Here is a 19233-nt window from a genome sequence, read left to right on the forward strand (position 1 = left end):
CCCGCTGCTGGCTTACTTCTTGTTCTCGACCGCGTGGCCACCGAACTGGTTGCGCAGCGCGGCGATCATCTTCATCTGCGGAGAGTCGTCCTGGCGCGAAGCGAAGCGGGCGAAGAGCGACGCGGTGATCGCGGGCAGCGGAACCGCGTTGTCGATGGCCGCTTCGACCGTCCAGCGTCCTTCGCCCGAATCGGCGGCGAAACCACGGAGCTGGTCGAGGTGCTCGTCGTCGTCCAGGGCGTTGACCGCGAGGTCGAGCAGCCAGGAACGGATGACCGTGCCTTCCTGCCAGGAGCGGAAGACCTCGCGCACATCGGTGACGGAGTCGACCTTCTCCAGGAGCTCCCAGCCCTCGGCGTACGCCTGCATCATGGCGTACTCGATGCCGTTGTGGACCATCTTGGCGAAGTGGCCGGCGCCGACCTTGCCCGCGTGGACCGAGCCGAACTCGCCCTCGGGCTTGAGGGCGTCGAAGACCGGCTGCACCTTCGCGACGTTCTCGGCGTCGCCGCCGTACATCAGCGCATAGCCGTTCTCCAGGCCCCAGACGCCACCGGAGACACCGCAGTCGACGAAGCCGATGCCCTTGATGCCCAGCTCGACCGCGTGCTTCTCGTCATCGGTCCAGCGCGAGTTCCCGCCGTCGACGACCACATCGCCCGGTGACAGCAGGTCGGCCAGCTCGTCGACGGTGGACTGGGTCGCGGCACCTGCCGGGACCATGACCCACACGACGCGGGGGCCCTTGAGCTTGCCCACAAGCTCTTCCAGGCTGTGGACATCGGCAACGTCCGCGTTGCGGTCGTAACCGATGACGGTGTGGCCAGCGCGGCGGATGCGCTCGCGCATGTTCCCGCCCATCTTGCCGAGGCCGACGAGACCGAGCTCCATCAGAAGATCCTTAGTGACGTGGTGGCGTTTCGTACCCGCGTCCGAGCGTACGCCGGGACACGGGGACACACCTGCGGGGTAAGCCGCTCAGACGTACGGCCGCGAACCGGCTCAGCCCGACAGCCGCACCGGCATGATCAGGTACTTGTAGGCGTCGTCGGCCTCGGCGTCGAGAGCGGGCCGGCCGCTGAGCAGCGCGGGCTTGGTCGACGTCGTGAAGGAGAGCTGGGCGACGGGGGAGTCGATCGCGCTCAGACCGTCCAGCAGGAAGGTCGGGTTGAAGGCGATCGAGATGTCGTCGCCGTCGAGCTTGGCGTCCACCCGCTCCACAGCCTGTGCGTCGTCGCTCGATCCGGCCTCCAGGATCAGCACGCCCTGCTCGAAGCTGAGCCGCACCGGGGTGTTCCGCTCGGCGACGAGGGAGACACGCTTGACGGCCTCGACGAACGCGGGCGTCTCGATCACGGCGATCGAGTTGAACTCGGTCGGGAAGAGCGTCCGGTACTTCGGCAGGTCACCTTCGAGCAGCCGCGTGGTCGTACGCCGGCCCGCGCCCTCGAAACCGATCAGACCCTCGCCGGCGCCGGACCCGGACAGTGCGAGCGTCACGGTGTCACCGCTGGTCAACGACTTGGCGGTGTCCAGGAGCGTCTTGGCGGGCACCAGCGCGACCGCGGACGCCTCCGGGTCCTCCGGCTTCCACAGGAACTCGCGGACCGCGAAGCGGTAGCGGTCGGTGGACGCCAGGGTGACCCGGTCACCCTCGATCTCGATCCGTACGCCGGTGAGGACAGGAAGCGTGTCGTCACGGCCCGCCGCGATGGCCACCTGGGCCGCGGCGGAGGCGAAGACCTCACCGGGGACGGTGCCCGTCGCGGTCGGCATCTGCGGCAGCGCCGGGTACTCCTCCACAGGGAGTGTGTGGAGTGTGAACCGGGAAGAGCCGCAGACGACGGTCGCCCTGACCCCGTCCGTGGAGATCTCCACCGGACGGTTGGGGAGGGAGCGGCAGATGTCGGCGAGCAGCCGGCCCGAGACGAGGACGGTGCCCTGCTCCTCGATCTCCGCGTCCACCGAGACCCGCGCCGAGACCTCGTAGTCGAAGCCGGAGAGGCTCAGTGCGCCTTCCTCGCCCTTGAGCAGCAGGCCCGCAAGAACGGGCACCGGCGGACGGGCCGGAAGGCTGCGGGCCGCCCAGGCCACCGCCTCCGCGAGTACATCGCGCTCCACCCGGATCTTCACCGGAACCGCCTCCTGCTGTTGCTCGCTCGCCCTGCTGGCCTTCGTCGTCGGCTTCTCGCCGGGGACCAGTCTGACGTACGCCGCCGACAGTCGGTGCGCGTCGGGGTCAAGTCGTGCCGAGCGGCACCCGGGGCTCCGGCGGCAAGTTGTGCACAGCGCCCACTTCGAAGCCAATTCCCCGGTAACTCTAGGGGGCAGTAGTAGTAGGGGCTGTGGAAACCGTGGATAACCCCGTTTGCCCAGCTCAGAGGCGCTTTTTTGTCCACCGCGCCTGTGGGCGGAGCCGGTGGAAAAGTGCCCGGCTCTGTGGACGGCGAAAAGTTCTGCACACCCGGTGCACAGGAGAGGGCCACTTCTCCCCAGCTCCGTCCCCAGCTTTACCCACCTTGCCCACAGCCCAACCAACCACCTCGGTGTGACGGCTTTCACTCGACCCGGTGACCGCGGGTGTTTCGTTGCCGAACAGTGGACAAGGGTGTGGAGAAGCTGGGGACAACGGGGCCCTGCCTGTGGGCCGCCGGTGGACAACGAATCCCCAGGGCTGTGGAAGAAAAATCCGTCCACAGGCTGTGGACGGTGGTTGGCCACAAATCCACAACCGTCTGACCTGGCCTGATGAAGTCTCAGGCGCCGCCCCTGTGGACACAATCTGGACAACTGATCAGTCCCCAGGGTGTGGACGGCCCACCACCCCCAATTCTGTGGAGAACATACGCGTGCGGCCCGGTATTCGAACAGCGTCGGCCCGCGGAACACACGGCGAACGGTGCGGAACGGCGGAGGGCGCCCCGGGACTCGAGTCCCGGGGCGCCCTCCGAAGGTGCTGGAAGCGGTGCTGAAAGCCGCCAGGTCAGCCGTTCTTGATGCGGTTGGTGAGCTCCGTGACCTGGTTGTAGATGGAACGGCGCTCGGCCATCAGCGCCCGGATCTTCCGGTCCGCGTGCATCACTGTCGTATGGTCCCGGCCGCCGAACTGCGCCCCGATCTTGGGCAGTGAGAGGTCCGTGAGTTCACGGCAGAGGTACATGGCGATCTGTCGTGCCGTCACCAGCACACGGCTGCGCGAGGATCCGCAGAGGTCCTCGATGGTCAGCCCGAAGTAGTCGGCCGTCGCCGCCATGATGGCGCTCGCGGTGATTTCCGGGGCCGCGTCCTCACCGCCGGGGATCAGGTCCTTCAGCACGATCTCGGTGAGCCCGAGATCGACCGGCTGGCGGTTGAGCGAGGCGAACGCCGTCACGCGGATCAGCGCCCCCTCCAGCTCGCGGATGTTGCGCGAGATTCGGGAGGCGATGAACTCGAGTACCTCCGGCGGGGCGTTGAGCTGCTCCTGGACCGCCTTCTTGCGGAGGATCGCGATCCGCGTCTCCAGCTCCGGCGGCTGCACATCGGTGGTGAGTCCCCACTCGAACCGGTTGCGCAGCCTGTCCTCCAGGGTCACCAGCTGCTTGGGCGGCCGGTCGGAGGAGAGCACGATCTGCTTGTTGGCGTTGTGCAGCGTGTTGAAGGTGTGGAAGAACTCCTCCTGCGTCGACTCCTTGCTCGCCAGGAACTGGATGTCGTCGACGAGGAGGATGTCGACATCGCGGTATCGCTTGCGGAAGGTGTCGCCCTTGCCGTCACGGATCGAGTTGATGAACTCGTTGGTGAACTCCTCCGAGCTCACGTACCGCACCCGGGTCCCCGGGTAGAGGCTCCGCGCGTAATGCCCGATGGCATGCAGCAGGTGGGTCTTGCCGAGACCGGACTCCCCATAGATGAACAGCGGGTTGTACGCCTTGGCCGGTGCCTCGGCGACAGCGACGGCGGCCGCGTGCGCGAAGCGGTTCGACGCGCCGATGACGAAGGTGTCGAAGAGGTACTTGGGGTTCAGCCGTGCCTGCGGCTCACCCGGGCCGGGCGCCGGAGCGGGCTGTGCGGCCAGTGGCCCCGGCGCTCCGCTGGGCGCCGGCAGGTGGCGCTGCGACGACTGGGGGTCGCGGAGATCATGACGTTCGGGGCGCTGCTGCTCGTACTGCTGGCGGTCTTGCTGCCGGTAGTCGTGCTGCGGCTGGGAGCGCGGGCCGGTATAGGGGTCGCGCTCCTGGAAGCCGCCGAGCCTGGGCTGCTGCCAGGAGAGGTCCTCCTGGGTGCGCGGCCAGGCGCCGGGGTCGGGGCGCTGCTGCTGATAGTCCGGGTAGGCGGGCCGGGCCGTCGGCATCCCGTCGTCGGAAGGGCGGTGGCTGTATCCGTCGTAGGTGTCGCCGTGCCGCGGTTCGTCGTGCTGCGGGTGCTGATAGCGGGGCTGCTGTTGCTGCATCGGCTGCTGTTGTTGCATCGGCGGGGCCGGCTGCGAGGGATCACCGATGCTGTCGTCCACCGTGATGGCGATCCGGATCGGGCGGCCGCATTCGTGACTCAGCGTCTCACTGATGAGGGGGGCCAGCCGGCCTTCGAGGACGCGCTTGCCCCATTCATTGGGGACGGCGAGAAGAGCGGTGTCCGCCACGAGAGCCAGCGGCTGACAGCGCTCGATCCACTGCTTGTCCTTGGGCTCGATATTTTGCTGGCCCTCGCCGAGGAGACGTTCGAGGACTCGTGGCCACACTGCGGCAAGATCGGCAGGTACGTCAGCCACGGGGCACGCTCTCTCGCAGGTCCCACGAATGTGTGGTTCTCGGGACGGGGGGTGAAGACAGGCAGGAAAAAGACTTGGGAGTTCCGCCAAGGTAGTCAGGGCGACCCACGCGGTTCAAGTTGTTGTCCACAGCCTGTGCACAGTGGGGGCCGCCGTAAGGGCCGGTTTGACCGGATGGCGTAGTCGCGCGTACCGTGACCAGGTCGAGTTGTCGATGGCTGCTGCCGCCTGCCTCCGATGGGCAATGATCACGATCTGTGGTCGTGAAGCGGTGCACACGGGCGTATTCGCGAGCTACTCGTGGGCGCACGGTGACAGCCAGGCGATGTCCCGCCATCACCCGATTCATTTCTGGAGCCCCCGAGTGAGCAAGCGCACCTTCCAGCCGAACAACCGTCGTCGCGCCAAGACCCACGGTTTCCGTCTCCGTATGCGTACGCGTGCCGGTCGCGCCATTCTGGCGACCCGCCGTGGCAAGGGTCGCTCCCGCCTGTCCGCCTGATCTCGTACAGGTCATGACGTGCTGCCTACCGAGAATCGGCTGAGGCGGCGCGAGGACTTCGCAGCCGCAGTACGACGAGGGCGCCGAGCCGGTCGCCCGTTGCTCGTCGTCCATCTACGCAGCGGTACAACGGACCCGCATGTGCCTGGGGAGAGCACTCCCCCGACACGTGCGGGTTTCGTCGTAAGCAAAGCAGTGGGCGGAGCGGTCGTCCGCACCGCAGTGAAGCGGAAGCTTCGCCATCTGGTGCGCGATCGGCTCCCTCAGCTGCCCCCCGGTAGCCTGGTTGTCGTACGGGCGCTGCCCGGCGCGGGCACCGCCGACCATGCACACCTGGCCCGAGACCTGGACGCCGCCCTGGCGCGGCTACTGGGAGGGGGCGCGCGATGAAGTACCCGCTGCTGGCTCTCATCAAGTTGTACCAGTGGACGATCAGCCCGCTCCTCGGGCCTGTCTGCAGGTACTACCCGTCGTGTTCCCACTACGGATATACGGCTATCGACCGGCACGGTGCGGTGAAGGGAACGGCACTGACGGCCTGGCGCATCCTGCGATGCAACCCCTGGTCGCCGGGTGGCGTGGACCACGTTCCGCCGCGCAAACGTCCGCGTTGGCACGAACTGCTGCGCAATGCGTGGCGGAAAAGCAAGGGCGGGCACTCCGGTCAGGAGACCGGCCCGGCCGCAGAGACCTCGCCCAATGCTCAAGGAGCCTGATTAGTGGACACGATTGCCAGTCTGTTCAGCTTTATCACCACCCCAGTTTCCTGGGTCATCGTCCAGTTCCACTCGCTGTACGGAGCCATCTTCGGTCCCGACACGGGCTGGGCCTGGGGCCTGTCCATCGTGTCCCTGGTGGTCCTGATCCGGATCTGCCTGATCCCGCTCTTCGTGAAGCAGATCAAGTCGACCCGTGGCATGCAGGCGCTCCAGCCGAAGATGAAGGCGATCCAGGAGCGCTACAAGAGCGACAAGCAGCGTCAGTCCGAAGAGATGATGAAGCTGTACAAGGAGACGGGCACCAACCCGCTCTCCTCGTGTCTGCCGATCATCGCCCAGTCGCCGTTCTTCTTCGCGCTGTACCACGTGCTCTCTGCCATCGCCAACGGGCAGACGAAGGGGTACATCGACAAGCCGCTGCTGGAGAGCGCGCAGAAGGCGCACATCTTCGGCGCTCCGCTTGCGGCGAAGTTCATGGACAGCTCGGACAAGGTCGCGGCGCTCGGCGCCACGCTGACCGACGTCCGTATCGTCACCGCGGTCATGATCATCATGATGTCGGCGTCGCAGTTCTACACGCAGCGCCAGCTGATGACGAAGAACGTCGACATGTCCGTCAAGACGCCGTTCATGCAGCAGCAGAAGATGCTGATGTACGTCTTCCCGCTGATGTTCGCCGTGATGGGTGTCAACTTCCCCGTCGGTGTCCTCGTGTACTGGCTCACCACCAACGTGTGGACCATGGGTCAGCAGATGTTCGTGATCCACCGCAACCCGACGCCGGGCAGCCAGGCGCAGGCCGGACTGCTGGAGCGGATGCAGAAGCACCTCATCGCGCACGGTTCGACGCGTACCCGTCACCAGCGCAACATCATCAAGGGCATCGCGTCCAAGGAGACGAAGGACCGCAACGACGCCGAGCGTAAGTTCATCACCACGCTGAGCAAGTCCGGCCTCGTGGCCCAGGCCGACGGCACCGTGGAGAAGAGCGACGCGGCTGTGGCCGCCGAGGCCGAGGGCATGAGCCTGGCCGAGGCCGCGCCGAAGCGTCAGCAGCCCAAGCGCCAGACCAAGGCGAAGCGCCAGACGGGTGCTGCTCAGACAGGCCAGGCGCAGCCCGGTGGGGCGAAGGCGGCGGAGAAGCCCGGCGGCGCCAAGGCGACCGGTGATTCTTCCGAGAAGACCTCGCTGGACAAGAGCGAGCCGCAGGCGGACTCCGAGCCGGATGCCAAGCCCGCTTCCCGTAATGCACGCCAAGCCAAGCCGGGGCAGCGTAAGGGCCAGCAGCGCCCCAAGCACCCGTCCAAGAAGTAAGAAGGAGTCCATCCCGTGACGGAAGGCACCACCACCTCCGCCGCCGCTGAGGGCGACACGCTGAGCCGGCTGGAGCAGGAAGGCGAGATCGCGGCTGACTACCTCGAGGGTCTGCTCGACATCGCGGACCTCGACGGTGACATCGATATGGACGTCGAGGCCGACCGTGCAGCGGTCTCGATCATCAGTGATGCGAGCAGTCGCGACCTTCAGAAGCTCGTGGGACGCGATGGTGAGGTGCTGGAGGCTCTCCAGGAGCTCACCAGGCTCGCGGTACACCGGGAGACCGGGGACCGCAGCCGGCTGATGCTGGACATCGCGGGCTTCCGGGCGAAGAAGCGTGAGGAGCTCGCCGCTCTGGGCGCCAAGGCTGCTGACGAGGTGAAGAGCTCCGGCGAGCCGGTCAAACTGGATCCGATGACGCCGTTCGAGCGCAAGGTGGTGCACGACGCGATCGCCGCCGCCGGGCTGCGCAGCGAGTCCGAGGGCGAGGAGCCACAGCGCTTCGTTGTTGTGCTTCCGGCCTGACCGGTGCACTGTTCTGTCGGCCCCGTCTGTTCGCAGGCGGGGCCGATCTTTGTCAGCCTGTTGTCAGCCATCCAAGCGGTATCGCGGTAAGGAAGGACGGTCCCCGTGACGGAGTCAGCGGAGCTCCCCCAGGCGCCGGAAGTGGCGCATGCGGTTTTCGGCGAGTTCTTCCCAGAAGTCGTTCGGTATGCGGAGCTGCTGGCGGACGCGGGGGTCAAGCGCGGGCTGATCGGCCCGCGTGAGGTGCCCAGGCTCTGGGAGCGGCACCTGCTCAACTGTGCGGTGCTGTCAGAGGTGGTTCCTCAGGGAGTGACCGTCTGCGATGTGGGCTCCGGTGCTGGACTGCCGGGCATCCCGCTGGCCCTGGTGCGCAGGGATCTGAAGATCACGTTGCTGGAGCCCCTGCTGCGGCGGACCAATTTCCTGCAGGAGGTTGTGGAGCTGCTGGGGCTCGACCATGTCACGGTGGTCAGGGGGCGGGCGGAAGAGGTCCTGGGCAAGCTGCCACCGGTCCATGTGGTGACAGCCCGTGCGGTCGCTCCGCTGGACCGGCTAGCAGGGTGGGGTGTGCCGCTGCTGCGTCCGTACGGGGAGATGCTGGCCCTCAAGGGCGATACGGCCGAAGAGGAAATTCAGGGCGCTCGGGCAGCACTGAGCAAGCTGGGTGTCGTCGAGACCTCGGTGCTTCAGGTCGGAGAGGGGATCGTTGATCCGTTGTCCACTGTGGTTCGGGTCGAGGTGGGGGAGAGCCCCGGGGGTGTGCGTTTCGCGGCGAAGCGAGCGAAGGCGGCTCGAGTCAGCCGCACCCGGCGACGTCGATAGGTGATCGCGCAGCCCTCAACACCGCCAAACCAGCTCAATAGGCGCAATTCGGAGTGTCGTGACGTTGTGACGCGGCGGCAGGGGCATCTTGTTTCACGTGAAACGTCGCTCTCTGCTGCATGGGATCATCAGTCGCAGTCGCGCGGCCTCCACGCCGCGTGACCGTAGGCCCTTTGGGGCCACAGAGTTGTCCACAAAGGTGGATTCATCCACAGAAGAACATGCCTCGCTGGTTCACAACCCCGAAAGCATGGCAGGCTCTGTGCATTGCGAGCCTGAAGTCGAGGAGAGTGAATCCTTGCGGTCCGACGCCAACATCGCGGGACCGATGACCGATCCGGTCCCCGGTCCCCGTACCGAGTCGGCGGCAGAAGATGTTTCACGTGAAACACCGCCGCCGATGGACGACACCCCTATTGGTCGCGCTGCCCAACTGGCTGTAGAAGCTCTCGGCCGGGCCGGAGAAGGTCTGCCGCGGCCGGAGCAGACGCGCGTCATGGTGGTTGCCAACCAGAAGGGCGGCGTCGGTAAGACCACAACAACGGTCAACCTTGCCGCCTCGCTCGCGCTGCATGGCGCGCGCGTTCTGGTGATTGACCTGGATCCTCAGGGAAACGCCTCCACGGCGCTGGGGATTGACCACCACTCCGAAGTGCCATCGATCTACGACGTTCTGGTGGAGAGCCGGCCGCTCTCCGAGGTGGTCCAGCCCGTTCCCGACGTTGAGGGCCTCTTCTGCGCCCCGGCCACCATCGATCTCGCCGGCGCTGAGATCGAGTTGGTGTCTCTGGTGGCTCGGGAGAGCCGCCTGCAGCGAGCCCTCCAGGCGTATGAACAGCCGCTGGACTACATCCTCATCGACTGCCCGCCGTCTCTGGGCCTCCTGACCGTCAATGCGATGGTGGCGGGCGCTGAGGTGCTGATCCCGATTCAGTGTGAGTACTACGCACTTGAGGGACTGGGCCAGCTGCTGCGGAACGTCGATCTGGTTCGCGGGCACCTCAACCCTGAGCTTCATGTGTCGACGATTCTGCTCACCATGTACGACGGCAGAACGCGTCTCGCCTCGCAGGTGGCAGACGAGGTGCGCAGTCACTTCGTCCGCGAGGTCCTCAAGACCAGCATTCCACGGTCGGTTCGTATCTCGGAGGCCCCGAGCTATGGGCAGACGGTCCTCACCTACGACCCGGGGTCCAGCGGTTCGCTGTCATATCTTGAAGCGGCCCGTGAGATCGCGCTGCGCGGCGTCGATGTGCACTACGACGGCCAGCACGCGCATACGGGTATTCAGAACAGTCAGCAGAGCATGTCGGAGGGGATCCAGTGAGTGAGCGACGCAGGGGGTTGGGACGTGGGCTCGGTGCGCTGATCCCCGCCGCACCGCAGGAGAAGGTGGGGCTCGCAGGTGCTGAGGCATCGTCCTCGGGAGCCGCACCCGTGATGACAGCGGAGCGGGGTGTGGCAGCGGCGAAGCTGGCAGCCCTGCCCACCGGAGCGGTTTCACGGGAACCCACTGTTCCTGCACAGGAGTCGGCACCGGCAGCGGTGGCGGAGCAGACGGATTCCACCGGGGCCTACTTCGCCGAGCTGCCGCTGGACGCGATCACACCGAACCCGCGGCAGCCGCGTGAAGTGTTCGACGACGACGCTCTTGCTGAGCTTGTCTCCTCCATCAAGGAGGTGGGCCTTCTGCAGCCGGTCGTCGTACGTCAGGCCGGTGCCGAACGCTTCGAGCTCATCATGGGTGAACGGCGCTGGCGGGCCTGCCGTGAGGCACGTCTGGAGCGCATCCCGGCGATCGTCCGGGCCACAGAGGACGAGAAGCTCCTCCTGGACGCGCTGCTGGAGAACCTTCACCGCTCGCAGCTGAACCCGCTGGAAGAGGCCGCGGCCTACGACCAGTTGCTGAAGGACTTCAACTGCACCCACGATCAGCTTGCCGACCGGATCGGTCGCTCTCGGCCCCAGGTGTCCAACACCCTGCGGCTGCTGAGGCTCTCGCCTCCGGTGCAGCGCAGGGTTGCTGCTGGGGTTCTGTCCGCCGGGCATGCCCGGGCTCTGCTGTCGGTGGACGATTCCGATGAGCAGGACCGGTTGGCGCACCGCATTGTGGCGGAGGGGCTTTCGGTGCGTGCGGTCGAGGAGATCGTCACGCTGATGCAGTCGCGTCCGGAGAACGCTCCGAAGGCCAAGGGACCGCGGGCTGGAGCGCGTGTGTCGCCGGCGCTCTCGGACCTTGCCTCACGGCTCTCGGACCGTTTCGAGACGCGGGTGAAGGTCGATCTGGGGCAGAAGAAGGGGAAGATCGTCGTCGAGTTCGCTTCGATGGACGATCTGGACCGGATTCTCGGTTCGCTCGCTCCCGGCGAGGGCCGAGTCCTGGACAAGCAGCAGGCAGACGAAGCCGTCGAGGAGGACGAGAGCTGAGTCTGCGGCTGGGATTTACTCGAAGGGCGGGGCGTGTCCGGTAGGCCGGAACACGCCCCGCCCTTTGCTTTCTCACGGTATCCGTCCGATCGCCGGGATGGATACGATGCGTTCTGGTATGGCGCATCCACCTTGATCCATCGCGCAGGGAGGGCAGGGGCCCATGCGAACGGTGAACCGCAGCCGACTGGTGACTGCTGGACTGGGACTAGGAGTGGTCGGCGGCTTCGTCGGCAGCCTGCTCAGGGAGTGGAGCGTGCTCAGCGCCGCTTATGAAGCGGCGGGTGAAGGAAGCGAGGAACACCGTTCATGGGGCGTCGGCTTGTACCGCTCACGCTGGACAACCTTCCGGACCTTCCCCGGCGTTGCCGTTCATGTGTCTTCTGGGAGCTCGATCCAGTCAGTGGGGACGCCGCGGTAAAGGCGGGTACGCCGGAGCTGGAGAAGGAAGCATGGATCTCGGCCGTGCTGCTGGAGTGGGGTTCCTGCGGCCGCGTCGTCTATGTCGATGACGTGCCGGTGGGGTTCGTTCTCTATGCGCCGCCCGCCTACGTGCCACGTTCGCTGGCTTTTCCGACGAGTCCGGTCTCGCCTGATGCCGTGCAGCTGATAACCGCGTGGATCTCGCCTGCGTATCAGGGACAGGGGCTGGGGCGGGTGCTGGTGCAGACCGTGGCCAAGGATCTGCTGCGGAGGAACTTCAAGGCGATCGAGGTGTTCGGCGATGCCCGGTGGAAGGAGCCCGCTTGTCTGCTCCCCGCGGATCATCTGCTGGCGGTCGGATTCAAGACGGTCCGGCCGCACCCGAACTACCCGAGGCTGCGACTTGAGTTGCGTACAACCCTGTCCTGGAAAGAGGACGTGGAGCTTGCCCTGGACCGGCTCTTGGGCGCGGTGAAGAAAGACCCCGTACTGCGTCCGCTGTGAGGATGGCTCTCACAGAAGCCGCCCTCATGCGAAAACAGGGGCCGCCCTCTCGAGGGCGGCCCCTGTTTCACGTGAAACATAGGTGCGTCAGGACTTGGTGGCCTCATCGCCGATGAAGCTCTCCAGGTCGCGAACGATCGCGGCCTTGGGCTTGGCGCCGACGATCGTCTTGGCAACCTCGCCGCCCTGGTAGACGTTGAGTGTCGGAATGGACATCACGCCGTACTTCGCGGCAGTGCCCGGGTTCTCGTCGATGTTGAGCTTGACGATCTCGATCTGGTCGCCGTACTCGGCTGCGATTGCCTCGAGAGACGGGGCGATCTGACGGCACGGACCGCACCAGGCGGCCCAGAAGTCGACCAGTACGGGCTTGCTGCTCTTGAGGACGTCCTGCTCGAAGGAGTCGTCAGTCACGTTCTTCAGGGTGCCGGCCACGGCGGGCTCCTCTTTCTTCACTGGGTATTCGGGATGGGGAATGCGGTGATCAGATGCTGGCGATCTTCTCGGGCTCTGCAGCCTTCTCGCTGTCGGCGAGGGCCGAGAGGAAGCGCTCGGCGTCGAGGGCGGCGGAGCAGCCTGTCCCAGCAGCTGTGATGGCCTGCCGGTAGGTGTGGTCAACGACGTCACCAGCGCCGAAGACACCCGTGAGGTTGGTCCGGGTCGAAGGCGCGTCGACCTGCAAATATCCCTCGTCGTCCAGGTCCAGCTGGCCCTTGAACAGTTCGGTACGCGGGTCGTGGCCGACAGCGATGAACAGGCCCGTCACCGGCAGCTCGGAGGTCTTTCCGGTCTTGGTGTCGCGCAGGGTCAGGCTGGAGAGCTTCTGCTCGCCGTGGATCACAGCCACCTCGCTGTCCCAGGCGAACTTGATCTTCGGGTCGGCGATGGCACGTTCCTGCATCGCCTTGGAGGCGCGCAAGGTGTCCCGGCGGTGGACGATGGTGACGGACTTGGCGAACCGGGAGAGGAAGGTGGCCTCCTCCATCGCGGTGTCACCGCCGCCCACCACGGCGATGTCCTGGTCCTTGAAGAAGAAACCGTCGCAGGTGGCACACCAGGAGACGCCGCGTCCGGAGAGCGCGTCCTCGTTCGGCAGGCCCAGCTTGCGGTGCTGCGAACCGGTCGTGACGATGACGGCCTTCGCGCGGTGCACAGTGCCGGCGGTGTCGGTGACGGTCTTGATCTCGCCGGTCAGATCGACGGCCACGATGTCGTCCGGGACCAGCTCCGCACCGAAGCGCTCCGCCTGGGCGCGCATGCTGTCCATCAGGTCGGGCCCCATGATGCCGTCCTGGAATCCGGGGAAGTTCTCCACCTCGGTGGTGTTCATGAGCGCACCACCAGCGGTGACTGCACCTTCGAAGACCAGCGGCTGCAGTGACGCGCGCGCGGTGTAGAGCGCGGCGGTGTAACCGGCGGGCCCGGAGCCGATAATGATCACGTTACGGACGTCGCTCACGGGTTTCTTCCTCGTCTCTGCGGACTGCTTGCTGCCGACTGGGGCCAGGTCCAGCGGACTCTCACCCCACCCAACGGATCCTACGGGGCGTGCATTCCCGTAAGGGTCAGCCGCGGGGATAGACGCGGGTCAGGAGCACCTTGCCGCGAGCGGACGGTGTGGTGTGGACGCAGGCCGCGTCGACGACATAAGCCTGTACCCGGCTGGAGTCAGTGGGGTGCGGCAGCACGACGAGGAAGGCATCGGAGCCCTTGTAGGTGCCTTTCTGTGCGGCGATCGGACCTTCCTCGCGGCCTATGCCCTTCTCCACGCAGGCCGGCACGGCCACATCGAGGCCGTTCTTGAGCGTTGTCGGGCCGGAGTCCATGTGGACCGATGGAGTCTTCTTCTCCTGGGGGGCGACCGTCGTCGCGGTGGCATCCGAGGCGAGCAGGGAGTGCACCTGGCCCTGCAGGGCAGCATCGACGAAGACGGGTGTCCCCCCGCGCTTGGATGCCTTTTCCGCAGCGCTGGTGTCTCCGCCCGACGTGGCGGGTGACGACTGCAGGAAGAACACACCGATACCGATGACGGCCGCCCCGAAGGCCGCGCTGAGGGCAGCGACATGACGTCGCCGGGCCGTGCGGGCTCGCCCGGGGCCGGTGGCGGTACGTGGACGGCCTGATGGGCGTTTGCCGCGAATGGGTTCCGCAACCCCCGTACCCCGGGATGAGAGCGCTGTTTCACGTGAAACATGCGCCGCGCTTTCATGCGCAGTGGCCCCGATCGCGGGCTCCGCGGCCAGCGCTGCGTCGATCTGCTCAGCTACGTCGGCCGGCATCGGAGCGGGGGCCGGCGTCGTAGCCAGCAGCTCCTGAATGTCTTGGAGAGTGGCACTGATATCGGAACAGAGTGAACAGGCGTCGATGTGCTGCCGCACTTCCTCTGCGCGAGATGGCGCAAGGAGACCCTCAGCAAGATCGGCGATCTCCGCGGTATCGGGATGCTGAGACGTGTCGGCCGTCGATGTCATGCGCGTCCACCTCCGCCCTTCACTGCAGCAGGATTCTGTGGTCCCGCCTCTTTCGGTTTCGACGCAGGTGGGACGGATGCTCCGGCCTTCCGGTTCCTTCCCTTGTCGGCCAGAGTCTCGTTTGCTGTCTCCGCAGGCCGAGGGCGTAGGTGGGCGAGGAGGGGCAGGAGTCTCGCCCGGCCGCGTGCGCAACGACTCTTCACGGTGCCCGTAGGCACATCGAGGATCCGGGCGGCCTCCGCCACCGGGTAGCCCTGCATGTCGACGAGGACCAGGGCGGCGCGCTGGTCCGCGGGCAGGGTGGTCATGGCCTTGATCAGTTCACGGTGCAGATCCTGACGCTCTGCCGGCGCCTCGGCGGACTCATGAGGTTCGAGGAGCTGATCGAGGCGTTCCGTGTCATCGACGGGTGAGGTCTTGCGTGTCGCGGCTTTACGGGCTCGATCGAGGCAGGCATTGACCGTGATGCGGTGCAGCCACGTGGTGACAGCTGACTGGCCACGAAACGTATGGGCGGCCCGATAGGCGGATACCAGCGCGTCCTGAACGGCGTCGGCGGCCTCTTCGCGGTCGCCGAGCGTGCGCAGAGCCACGGCCCAGAGCCGGTCTCGGTGGCGGCGTACCAGCTCACCGAAGGCGTCGGCGTCGCCTGCGACGTGGGCGTCCAGCAGCTCCTGGTCGTCGGCGGTACCGAGCGCTGTGTCGTCCAACGGTGAGCCCCTCCCCTGTCCCTGATCAGCCGGAGAACTTCACATCCGTTATGGCCTGCTTGTAGCCCGCGTCGCTGTACTGGTCTCTGGGTGAATCCGGCATGGCCGTGATCCAGACCAGTACATAGCGCGTGTTCACCGGTTTGGCGGCCTTGAAACGCGCTGTGGTGCCTTCGGTGGTCGTGGAAGTGATCTTCTTCATGGAGGTCAGTGACGCAGAGGACGACAACGAGCCGGCCGCGTACAGGGAGATCGCGGTCTCGTTGCCCGAGTAGCGCAGCCCTATGGAGGCAGCCGACACATCCTTCGCGGAACCCAGGTCGTAGACGATCCCCACCCCCTGCTTGAAGGGCGCCAGCTGGGGGCCGTCCTTGAAGGAGTAGGTACGCCAGTACGTCGAGCTGTCGCCGTCGTAGGTGTTCCCGACATCGGCGGGGTGCTGAGGCTTCCCGTCCGGGGAGTACTCGGCCGCGTCCTTGACCGGGAGGGGCTGCAGAGTCTTCTGCTCGCCGGTGCCGTTGTTGTTGCCGTTGTTGGTCTGGTTGGTTCCGGTATCGCTGGAGCCCTTGTCCCGGTCCAGCAGCCTGTCGGCGAGCTGCCAGCTGCCCAGGCCCAGCGCGGCGATCAGCAGCGCCGAGACGGACCACTTGAGTACCTTGCCGGTGCGGCCCTGGAGGGGCGGCGGAGGAGCGGCCACCGGCTGGGCGGGCGCAACCCTGGCACCGGTCGCCGGACGGCCGTAGGTGCCCTGCTGGTAGTTCGTGCGCTGGTACTCGGGCGGCGGGGTGTAGGCGGGCTCGGGCGGGCGGATCCGGGGCATGGCGGCGACGGCCTTGGCGAGCTCGTCGGGGGTGGTGCAGGGCGGTTCCTGGCGGGACGCGGTGGCGCCGTCGTTGGCCAGGGCCCGCATCGCGATCTCCGAGAGACCGCGGTTGACGCCGGCCCGTACCTGGTCCGGGGGGATCAGCCCGACGCCCTTGGGCAGGCCGGAGAGACCGTAGGCATCGGTCTCGTAGGGCCAGCGCTGCGTCAGTGCGGCATACAGCAGGGCTCCGATGGCCTCTGTGTCGGTCCGCTGCGGGGTGTCCGACGTGATGCCGCGCAGGGCCGCGTTCACTGCGAGACCGCGGATGCGGTACTGGCCGGAAGAGGTACGCAGAACAGCGCTGGGCGTGAGTCTGAGGTGGGACAGGCCCTCGCGGTGTGCGGCGGCCATGGCTTGCGAGACCTGGCTGACGAGCTGGTAGGCGTCGTGTGCCTCCAGAGGGCCGGAGGCGAGCAGCGCGGTGATTTCTGTCGCGTCGGGCAGCCATTCGTGCACGACGTAGACGAGATCGTTCTCCTCGACGGCATCCAGGACCTGCACGAAGCGCGGGTCGCCGAGGAGCGCGGAGGACCGTGCGGCCGCCAGTACGGCACGTGCCCGGGCGTGATCAGCGGGGAGCAGATGCACTCCGACAGCGCGCCGGAGCTTCTCGTCGACCGCACGCCAGCTGCTGAAGCCGTCCAGACGGGTGACGCACTCCTCGAGCCGGTAGCGTCTGGCGAGCTTGTGCCCGCTGTGCAGGTCGGGCGCCGCCGCGGGCTCCGTCGGCTTCTTCTCGCTCTCCTCGTCCTGGGCGTCTTCACCGGCCGTGGTGTCAGCCGTTTCCTGAGGTTCCACCGTGCCGTCGGCCGTGGCCTTGTCCGCCTTGGCGGCCAGCGGCTTGTCACCGCTGTTGTCGGCCACGTCGACGGCAGCCGTGCTACGTTCCGCCACCGTCGTTCCTGCCTCCCCATCCGTTGCGCGCTGTCGGCCAGTCTGCAAAGCCATGCCAATTGTGCCCACAGTCCGGCGCTATGCACGACACGCGGCGTCGGACGATGGTTGTGCGATCCGCTCGGTACCTAGCGGCCCAAGCGGCCGCGCACCATGGCAACCATTGAGTTGAGCTCGGCGATCCGCATGCGCTTCGCGGCGATGAAGAACACACCGAGAAGTACGGCGCCGCCGACGATCAGCGCTGCCAGTGAGCCCAGCACACCCTCTCCGAGCACCCGGATGACGGCGAATCCGACAGCTCCGCCGACGATGGCTCCCGGGAGGGAGGCCAGCGCGAGGCGGGCGTACGTACGGAGGATGTGAGTCCCGTCCAGATCCCCGCCCAGACGGTTGCGGAGCCTTCGCCAGGCGATCCCGACGCCGACCGCGTAGGCCAGGCCGTAGGAGGCGGCCATACCGACCACCGCCCACTGGGAGGGGAGGACGACGTAGCAGAGCGCGGAGGCCGCAGCGTTGACCGCGGCGACGATGACCGTGTTGTAGAAGGGGGTGCGGGTGTCCTCGTACGCGTAGAAGCCACGCAGGACGACGTACTGCACCGAGTACGGGATCAGGCCGAGGGCGAAGGCCATCAGGACGTAGCCCATGGACTCGGACGCCTGGACGCCGCTGGAGGCGAACAGGAGGGTGCAGACCGGCACGCCCAGGGCGAGGAACGCGAAAGAGACCGGAACGATCGCCACGGCGGAGTTCCGCAGTCCCTGCGAGATGTCGTCGCGGACCGCACCGATATCCCCGTCATTGGCGGCACGGGAGATCCGGGGCAGCAGGGCCGCCATGACCGAGACGGTGATGATGGCCTGGGGCATCCCCCAGATCAGCTGCGCGTTCGAGTAGGCCATGATGCCCGCGCCTGACCGCCCGGAGTCCTTGCCGGCGGCGGTGGCGAGCTGAGTGACCACGAGGACACCCGCCTGGTTGGCGAGAACGAACAGAACCGTCCACTTGGCGAGCTTCACGGCCTTGCCGAGGCCGTGTCCGCGCCAGTCGAAGCGCGGGCGGAAGCGGAAACCCGCCTCACGCAGGTACGGGATCATCGACAGGGCCTGGACCGTCAGACCCAGCAGGGTTCCGATTCCGAGCAGCCGCACCCCGTCGGCCGGGATGGTCGTCACCTTCATGTGGGAGTCCGCGGAGGTGCCGTACACCCAGATGAACAGTCCGAAGGTGAAGATCATGACGATGTTGTTGAGGACCGGGGTCCACATCATCGCGCCGAACTTCCCGCGGGCGTTCAGGATCTGCCCCATCACGACGTGCACACCCATGAAGAAGATGGTGGGCAGGCAGTAGCGCGCGAAGGTGACGGCGACGTTGTTGGCCGCAGGATCGTCGGCGATCGGCAGGGACATCAGCCGGATCAGCAGCGGAGCCGCGAAGACCGCGATACCGACGATGACTCCGAGAGCCACCATGACGACGGTGAGCAGCCGGTTGGCGTATGCCTCGCCGCCGTCGTCGTCCTCCTTCATCGAGCGCACCAGCTGCGGCACGAACACCGAGTTGAGGCCGCCGCCCACGGTCAGGATGTAGATCATCGTGGGCAGCGTGTAGGCCACGGTGAAGGAGTCGCCGAGCGTCGCCGCACCCAGCGCCGCAGTGATCACCATGGTGCGTACGAAGCCGGTGAGGCGGGAGACCAGGGTGCCGGCGGCCATCACCGCGCTGGACTTCAGCAGGCCGGATGCTCCGCCCGACTTCTCGGGAGGTGGGGCGGGGGCGGGCTCCTGCGGGTCTCCGGGCGGCGGAACGGGGGCGGCACCCTGCTGGTCCCGGAACAGGTGCGCGAACGCGTCCTGCTGTTCGGGCTCGTCGGCGGCCTGTGTCACCAGGTCGTCGACCCCGACGAACTGGGTCGTCGCGTCGTCCCCGTACGGGAGGTAGCGGGACGGGCCCCCCGGCTCGGGCGCCGGTGTCTGGGCCCAGACACGGGGATCCGGTGGGTACTGCGCGGCCGGCGGCTGCTGGTACATCGGCTGCGGCTCGGTGTACGTCCCGGGGGGAGGCGGCGGGTGGGACGCACGGTCGTAGAGCGCATCCGCCACCGGGTCCTGGGCACCGAGGTCGTGCGCCCCGTACGGGTCGTAGCTGTAGGCGTCCTGGACATACGGATCAGGGGCGGGCTGATTCTGGCCCGCTGCGGGGGGCTCGGGGGGTGTCCCACCGGAATACGCAGCCCCGCCCCCAGCACCCTGGTCACGGTCACCGTCGTACGGCGCGTTCATTGGTTACCCCACCTCA

The 19233-nt window shown here is 66.9% G+C and carries 18 protein-coding genes; 9 read left to right on the forward strand and 9 right to left on the reverse strand.

From position 1 onward, the window contains the following. Positions 1–12: 12 nt before the first annotated feature. From gnd to dnaA, 3 genes are all read right to left on the reverse strand, one after another. On the reverse strand, positions 13–891 hold the full coding sequence (gene gnd, locus OG510_RS18485; protein ID WP_164258223.1) for a phosphogluconate dehydrogenase (NAD(+)-dependent, decarboxylating): 879 nt from the start codon (positions 889–891) through the stop codon (positions 13–15). 111 nt (positions 892–1002) lie between these two features. After that, the gene (dnaN, locus tag OG510_RS18490; protein ID WP_406138130.1) at positions 1003–2133 is read right to left on the reverse strand and encodes a DNA polymerase III subunit beta; all 1131 of its coding nucleotides are present in this window, start codon (positions 2131–2133) and stop codon (positions 1003–1005) included. 850 nt (positions 2134–2983) lie between these two features. Then, positions 2984–4750 carry a chromosomal replication initiator protein DnaA gene (dnaA, locus tag OG510_RS18495; protein WP_406138131.1) on the reverse strand — a complete coding sequence of 589 codons (1767 nt, stop codon included), beginning with the start codon at positions 4748–4750 and terminating at the stop codon, positions 2984–2986. A gap of 364 nt (positions 4751–5114) precedes the next feature. Between dnaA and rpmH the strand changes: the two genes are divergently transcribed. From rpmH to OG510_RS18540, 9 genes are all read left to right on the forward strand, one after another. Then, positions 5115–5252 carry a 50S ribosomal protein L34 gene (rpmH, locus tag OG510_RS18500; protein ID WP_030990579.1) on the forward strand — a complete coding sequence of 46 codons (138 nt, stop codon included), beginning with the start codon at positions 5115–5117 and terminating at the stop codon, positions 5250–5252. Between the two features lie 18 nt (positions 5253–5270). After that, a complete protein-coding gene (gene rnpA, locus OG510_RS18505) occupies positions 5271–5642 on the forward strand; it encodes a ribonuclease P protein component (protein WP_406138132.1) in 372 nt (123 codons plus the stop codon). Further along, positions 5639–5968 carry a membrane protein insertion efficiency factor YidD gene (yidD, locus tag OG510_RS18510; RefSeq protein WP_164258231.1) on the forward strand — a complete coding sequence of 110 codons (330 nt, stop codon included), beginning with the start codon at positions 5639–5641 and terminating at the stop codon, positions 5966–5968. Before rnpA ends, yidD begins: the two co-directional genes overlap by 4 nt. A 3-nt stretch (positions 5969–5971) precedes the next feature. After that, a complete protein-coding gene (yidC, locus tag OG510_RS18515; RefSeq protein WP_406138135.1) occupies positions 5972–7285 on the forward strand; it encodes a membrane protein insertase YidC in 1314 nt (437 codons plus the stop codon). Positions 7286–7300: 15 nt separating this feature from the next. Then, entirely contained in the window at positions 7301–7813 is a 513-nt protein-coding gene (locus OG510_RS18520; protein WP_266855226.1) for a R3H domain-containing nucleic acid-binding protein, read from the forward strand. Between the two features lie 105 nt (positions 7814–7918). Further along, positions 7919–8635, forward strand: coding sequence for a 16S rRNA (guanine(527)-N(7))-methyltransferase RsmG (rsmG, locus tag OG510_RS18525; RefSeq protein WP_371791453.1), 717 nt, complete (start codon positions 7919–7921; stop codon positions 8633–8635). 250 nt (positions 8636–8885) lie between these two features. Beyond that, positions 8886–9962, forward strand: a complete 1077-nt coding sequence (locus OG510_RS18530) for an AAA family ATPase (protein WP_164258364.1) — start codon at positions 8886–8888, stop codon at positions 9960–9962. Next, positions 9959–11062, forward strand: a complete 1104-nt coding sequence (locus OG510_RS18535) for a ParB/RepB/Spo0J family partition protein (RefSeq protein ID WP_406138137.1) — start codon at positions 9959–9961, stop codon at positions 11060–11062. The genes OG510_RS18530 and OG510_RS18535 overlap by 4 nt, the downstream gene beginning before the upstream one ends. A 309-nt stretch (positions 11063–11371) precedes the next feature. Continuing rightward, entirely contained in the window at positions 11372–11989 is a 618-nt protein-coding gene (locus OG510_RS18540; protein WP_406138138.1) for a GNAT family N-acetyltransferase, read from the forward strand. 87 nt (positions 11990–12076) lie between these two features. On the opposite strand, the gene trxA is transcribed toward OG510_RS18540, so the two are convergent. The 6 genes from trxA to murJ form a co-directional block, all read right to left on the reverse strand. After that, positions 12077–12424: a thioredoxin gene (gene trxA / locus OG510_RS18545; protein WP_406142450.1), complete on the reverse strand. Its 348-nt coding sequence runs from the start codon at positions 12422–12424 to the stop codon at positions 12077–12079. Positions 12425–12473: 49 nt separating this feature from the next. Then, complete coding sequence (trxB, locus tag OG510_RS18550; RefSeq protein WP_164258245.1) at positions 12474–13448, reverse strand: thioredoxin-disulfide reductase; 975 nt, start codon at positions 13446–13448, stop codon at positions 12474–12476. A gap of 106 nt (positions 13449–13554) precedes the next feature. Further along, positions 13555–14460: an anti-sigma factor family protein gene (locus tag OG510_RS18555; RefSeq protein ID WP_406138139.1), complete on the reverse strand. Its 906-nt coding sequence runs from the start codon at positions 14458–14460 to the stop codon at positions 13555–13557. Beyond that, a complete protein-coding gene (gene sigM, locus OG510_RS18560; RefSeq protein ID WP_406138141.1) occupies positions 14457–15170 on the reverse strand; it encodes an RNA polymerase sigma factor SigM in 714 nt (237 codons plus the stop codon). The genes OG510_RS18555 and sigM overlap by 4 nt, the downstream gene beginning before the upstream one ends. A 25-nt stretch (positions 15171–15195) precedes the next feature. Next, the gene (locus OG510_RS18565; RefSeq protein ID WP_406138142.1) at positions 15196–16929 is read right to left on the reverse strand and encodes a protein kinase family protein; all 1734 of its coding nucleotides are present in this window, start codon (positions 16927–16929) and stop codon (positions 15196–15198) included. Positions 16930–17057: 128 nt separating this feature from the next. Further along, complete coding sequence (murJ, locus tag OG510_RS18570) at positions 17058–19217, reverse strand: murein biosynthesis integral membrane protein MurJ (RefSeq protein WP_406138143.1); 2160 nt, start codon at positions 19215–19217, stop codon at positions 17058–17060. Positions 19218–19233 lie beyond the last annotated feature (16 nt).

It is taken from the genome of Streptomyces sp. NBC_01089, assembly GCF_045162975.1.
GTDB lineage: Bacteria > Actinomycetota > Actinomycetes > Streptomycetales > Streptomycetaceae > Streptomyces.